A 4,557-nucleotide genomic window follows, 5' to 3' on the forward strand; every position below is an offset into this window, starting at 1 on the left:
CCCGGCGGCGCGGCGCGCCCCGCGGGGCCCCCCCCCCCCCCCCGCCGGGCGGCCCCCCCCGCGCCCCCCCCCCGCCCCCCCCGCCCGCCCCCCCCCGGGCGCACTCGACGAGGAAGCCGCCATGCACGACCCCCGCGCGCACACCCTGCTGCGCTGGCTCGGCGCCGACGGCGGGGAAGCGCCGTGGTCGGCGCACTGCCTGCAGCGCATGGTCGCCACCGAACCCGGCACCCTGCTGCTGTGCAGCGACGGCCTGTGGAACTACTTGCCCGACGCCGTCGCCCTCGCCGGTTTCACCGTCGAGACCTCGCCGCAGGCCGCTGCCCGCGCGCTCGCCGACTTCGCGTTGAACAGCGGCGGCAGCGACAACATCACGGTCGCGCTGGCCCCGGTGCCCGCGCCCGGTGCCGTATCGCACGATCCAGGAGTGTCATGAGTGCTACAGGGACCGAAGGTATGTCGATCGCCGTCGACCAGAACGAGTTCCTCGCCGAAGGGGCGAGCGTGGTGGACGCGGTACTCACGGTGACCACCGGCCCCGAGCTCGCGGTCGCCGCGGTACCGCCGCCGCGGCTGGAGATCCTGATCATCGACTGCTCGGGCTCGATGGGCAACAAGCGCAAGTTCGAGAACGCGCGCAACGCGACCCGCACCGCGCTCGACGAGATCCCCGACGGCACCGCGTTCGCGATCATCGAGGGCACCGAACAGGCCAGGATGATCTACCCCACCCAGGGCATGTCGGCCCCCGCCGACCGCGGCAACCGCAGCGCGGCCCGCCGGGCACTGGACCGGCTGCGTCCCGACGGCGGCACCGCCATGGGTTCCTGGCTGGCCCTGGCCCGCCAGGTCGCCGCCGCGCACCCCGGCGCGCAGGCGCACGCCATCCTGCTCACCGACGGCAAGAACGAGCACGAGTCGCCCGAGCAGCTGACCACCGAACTCGACCGTGCCGAAGGCCTTTTCGTCTGCGACTGCCGCGGTGTCGGCGACGACTGGATGGCCGCCGACCTGCACAAGATCTCCTCGAAGCTGTCCGGCGACGCCGACATGGTGGCCGACCCCAAGGACCTGGCCGCCGACTTCGCGAAGATGATGCGCTCCTCGGTCGCCCGCGTGATCCCCGAGCTGACCTTGAAGGTGTGGACCCCGGCGGGCGCGCGGGTCCGGATGGTCAAGCAGGTCTCGCCGGTCCTGGAAGACCTCACCGCCCGCCGCGCCGACACCGGCCCGCAGGTGGGGGAGTACCCACTCTCGTCCTGGGCGGCCGAGGAACGCGAATACCACGTGCAGATCGAACTGGAACCGGCCGCACCCGGCCGCGAGAAACTGGCCGCGAGGCTCAGCGTGCTGGCCGGCGATGACATTCTCGGCCAGGGTCTCGTGCGCGCGGTGTGGACCACCGACACCACGCTGTCCACCCGGATCAGCACCCGCGTCGCCCACTACACCGGACAGGTCGAACTCGCCCAGGCCGTGCAGGAGGGTCTGGCGGCCCGCCGCAGCGGCGACGTGACCACCGCCACCGCCAAGCTGCGGCGCGCGGTGGAACTGGCGGCCGCCTCCGGCCACGAATCCACCGCCAAGCTGCTGCGCGGCGTGGTGGAGGTCGACGACCGCGACGGCACGGTCAAGCTGCGCGGCGAGGTCGCCGCCGCCGACGAACTCGCGCTCGACATCCGCTCGACCAAGACGGCGCGCGTCCGGCCGGAGGGGGCCTGACATGCCGGTCTGCGCGGACGGACATCTGTCGCAGGCGATCGACTACTGCGATGTGTGCGGGTCGGCCCTGGACGGCGCCCCCGCGCCGGATCCGGCCGGACTGCGGCTGTGCTCGTCCTGCGCCACACCGACCAGCGGCAGGTTCTGCGAGGTCTGCGGCCACGATTCGGCCCTGCCCGCACCCCCGCGGGCAGCGCCTGTCGAACACCACGGTGCGGACCCGACCGTGCTCCGCACTCCCGGCCCGGACGAGGTTCACCCGACGGACAGCGCGGCACCGGTCTGGGTCGCGCGCGTCTTCGCCGACCGTGACTTCTACGTCCGGGTCCGGGCGCGCAAGGGCCCCGACGCCGAGCGGGTCGATTTCCCCGACTTCTCTCCCGAACGCCGAATCGTGTTGCACGGCAACCAGTTCCTGATCGGAAAACGGTCGGCATCGCAGGGGATCGTGCCCGAGATAGACCTCGGAATCGCGCCGGTCGACATCGGGGTGTCGCGCGCGCATGCGATGATCCAGGTGGATCCGGGCGGCGGGCTCACCATCACCGACCTCGGCTCCACCAACGGGACCAGCCTGGACGGCGCCGACGCGCCGATCGCACCCCAGGTCGCGGTCGCGCTGCGCGACGGCAGCCGGATCCATGTCGGCGGCTGGACCACCATCGCGATCGGCACCGGGCCATAGACGTATCTGTTCACCAAACCGTAGGGTCGGGGCCATGACGAAGTTCGACGGGAAGACCTGCCTGATCACGGGCGCCGCCAGCGGCCTCGGCCGCGCCACCGCGTTCGCGGCCGCAGCCAAAGGCGCCGCCCTCGTGCTCACCGACATCACCGCCGACGCGCTCGACGAGACGGCCGCCGAACTGCGCGCCACGGGCGCGACGGTGCATCTCGCCCACGCCGCCGACGTCAGCGACCATTCCGCCGTCGTCGGCCTGGCCGCGCACACCTTCGAAGCGGTGCGCCACGTCGACATCGTCATGAACGTCGCGGGCATCGCCACCTGGGGCACCGTCGACAAGCTCACCCACCAGCAGTGGCGCCGCACCGTCGACATCAACCTGATGGGCCCGATCCACGTCATCGAGGAGTTCGTCCCGCCGATGATCGCGGCCAAGCGCGGCGGCCATCTGGTCAACGTGTCCTCCGCGGCGGGCCTGTTCGGTCTGCCCTGGCACGCGCCCTACAGTGCCACCAAGTTCGGCCTGCGTGGCGTCTCGGAGGTCCTGCGATTCGACCTGCGCCGCCACAAGATCGGCGTCAGCCTGGTGTGCCCCGGCGCGATGGCGACCCCGATGGTCGACAGCCTCGACATCGCCGGCGTCGACCGCGACAGCGCCGCCCTGCAGAAGGCGATGCGCTTGTTCCTGCGCCACGCCGTCACCCCCGAGCAGGCCGCCGCCGCCGTCGTCAAGGGTGTCGAGCGCAACCGCTACTGGGTCTACACCTCCCGCGACATCCACCTCGCCCACTGGGGTCAGCGCTACTTCCCCTTCGGTTACACGCTGGCCATGCGCGGCCTCAACGCGGCGATGACCAACTACGCCACCAAGAACGAACTGGTCCGCTGACGGGTCGAGACCGCGCGGCTAACGGACCAGGTCCGAGGGGTCGGTATTGGCTCCGCACAGGATGACACACACCCGCTCGCCCGGCTCGGGTCGATAGGCGGCGCCCGAACCAGTGTCGAGCAGGGCCGCCATCGCGGTGGCCGCACCGTACTCGACCGCGATGCGATGCTCGTCCCAGAGCTGCCTGCGGGCACGGCGGATCAGGTCGTCCCCGACCAGCACCGAGCGCACACTCTCGTGCTGTGCGGCGGCCAGCGCCATCGCCGAGACATGCGGCGCGCCGAGGGAATCAGCCGCGATCGAGTCGACCGCGACGTCCACCGGCCTGCCCGCCTCGAGCGCCGCATTCAGCAAGCGGCAGTTCTCGGGCTCGACCGCCACCGTGCGGATCCCCGCGTGCTGCGCGGCGATCGCCGTTCCGGTGAACAGTCCACCACCACCGACCGCGACCAGCACCGTGTCGAGATCGGGCACCCGCGCGTGGATCTCGCGCAGGAGTGTGCCCGCGCCCGCGGCGATCAGCGGATGGTCGAAAGCGTGCGACGAGAGCGCGCCACTGGTGGCGGCGAACTCCTGGCACGCCGCCAGCGCCTGCTTGTACTCCGGACCGATCAGTCGCACCTCGGCGCCGTAGTCACGCAATCGACGGATCTTCACCGGGGGAGCGGTGTCGGGCAGGAACACCGTCGCCGGCACCCCGGCCTCGCGCGCGGCCCACGCGCACGCCAGCCCCGCGTTGCCACCTGAGGCGATCGTCACACCGGCCTCGGGCAGCGTCCCCGCCGCCGCGTGCGCGCGCACGAAATTCTGCGCGCCACGCGCCTTGAACGTGCCCGTGAACTGCAGGAACTCCAGTGCGAACCACAGCGGATCGGCGCCGGGAGCGGCCGGTGCGACGGTGACCGGGCGGACCAGCCCGTCGATCCGCGCCGCGGCCGCTTCGATGTCGTCATAGGTCGGTGTCACCACTCGACTATGCCACCGCGACGGGCACGCGGACCGCGCTTCGGATCGGGCGCTGACCGGGCGAATTGTTACGGAGGGTTTACGCTGCCCCGACCCTGGGTACATAACGGATCGGTAACGAGCTCGAAGACGGGATGTCGTGTCGGTCTGGGGACGCGAACTCCCCAGGTGATCCGGCGCACGTCCCGGCGTGTCAGCAAAGGATGTGCACATGAGCGAGCGCAACGAGCGGTGGAACAACACAGCCGCCTCGGCGGTCATGCCCGAACCTGGCCACAGCGAGGTGCGGGCATGA

5 protein-coding genes are annotated in these 4,557 nt (G+C 71.6%); 4 read left to right on the forward strand and 1 reads right to left on the reverse strand.

All coding sequences use genetic code 11. The annotated features are described in order from the left end of the window. The 4 genes from ACFWPJ_RS25510 to ACFWPJ_RS25525 all read left to right on the forward strand — a co-directional run. A partial coding sequence (locus ACFWPJ_RS25510) for a PP2C family protein-serine/threonine phosphatase (protein ID WP_378854913.1) occupies positions 1-436 on the forward strand: 436 nt, incomplete at its 5' end. Continuing rightward, complete coding sequence (locus ACFWPJ_RS25515) at positions 433-1,722, forward strand: VWA domain-containing protein (protein ID WP_378854914.1); 1,290 nt, start codon at positions 433-435, stop codon at positions 1,720-1,722. The genes ACFWPJ_RS25510 and ACFWPJ_RS25515, both read left to right, overlap by 4 nt. 1 nt (position 1,723) lies before the next feature. After that, entirely contained in the window at positions 1,724-2,407 is a 684-nt protein-coding gene (locus tag ACFWPJ_RS25520) for an FHA domain-containing protein (RefSeq protein WP_378854915.1), read from the forward strand. Positions 2,408-2,441: 34 nt separating this feature from the next. Beyond that, positions 2,442-3,296 carry an SDR family oxidoreductase gene (locus ACFWPJ_RS25525; protein ID WP_378854916.1) on the forward strand — a complete coding sequence of 285 codons (855 nt, stop codon included), beginning with the start codon at positions 2,442-2,444 and terminating at the stop codon, positions 3,294-3,296. Between the two features lie 18 nt (positions 3,297-3,314). Here ACFWPJ_RS25525 and ACFWPJ_RS25530 read toward each other — a convergent pair whose 3' ends face one another. Then, complete coding sequence (locus ACFWPJ_RS25530) at positions 3,315-4,262, reverse strand: threonine/serine dehydratase (protein WP_378854917.1); 948 nt, start codon at positions 4,260-4,262, stop codon at positions 3,315-3,317. Positions 4,263-4,557: the final 295 nt, after the last annotated feature.

The organism is Nocardia sp. NPDC058497 (assembly GCF_042720195.1).
Lineage (GTDB): Bacteria > Actinomycetota > Actinomycetes > Mycobacteriales > Mycobacteriaceae > Nocardia.

Excerpts from the sequence above, each read along its gene's own strand:
- ACFWPJ_RS25520 (WP_378854915.1), top strand. The coding sequence starts at position 1,724 with ATGCCGGTCTGCGCGGACGGACATCTGTCGCAGGCGATCGACTACTGC.
- ACFWPJ_RS25515 (WP_378854914.1), top strand. The coding sequence starts at position 433 with ATGAGTGCTACAGGGACCGAAGGTATGTCGATCGCCGTCGACCAGAAC.
- ACFWPJ_RS25525 (WP_378854916.1), top strand. The coding sequence starts at position 2,442 with ATGACGAAGTTCGACGGGAAGACCTGCCTGATCACGGGCGCCGCCAGC.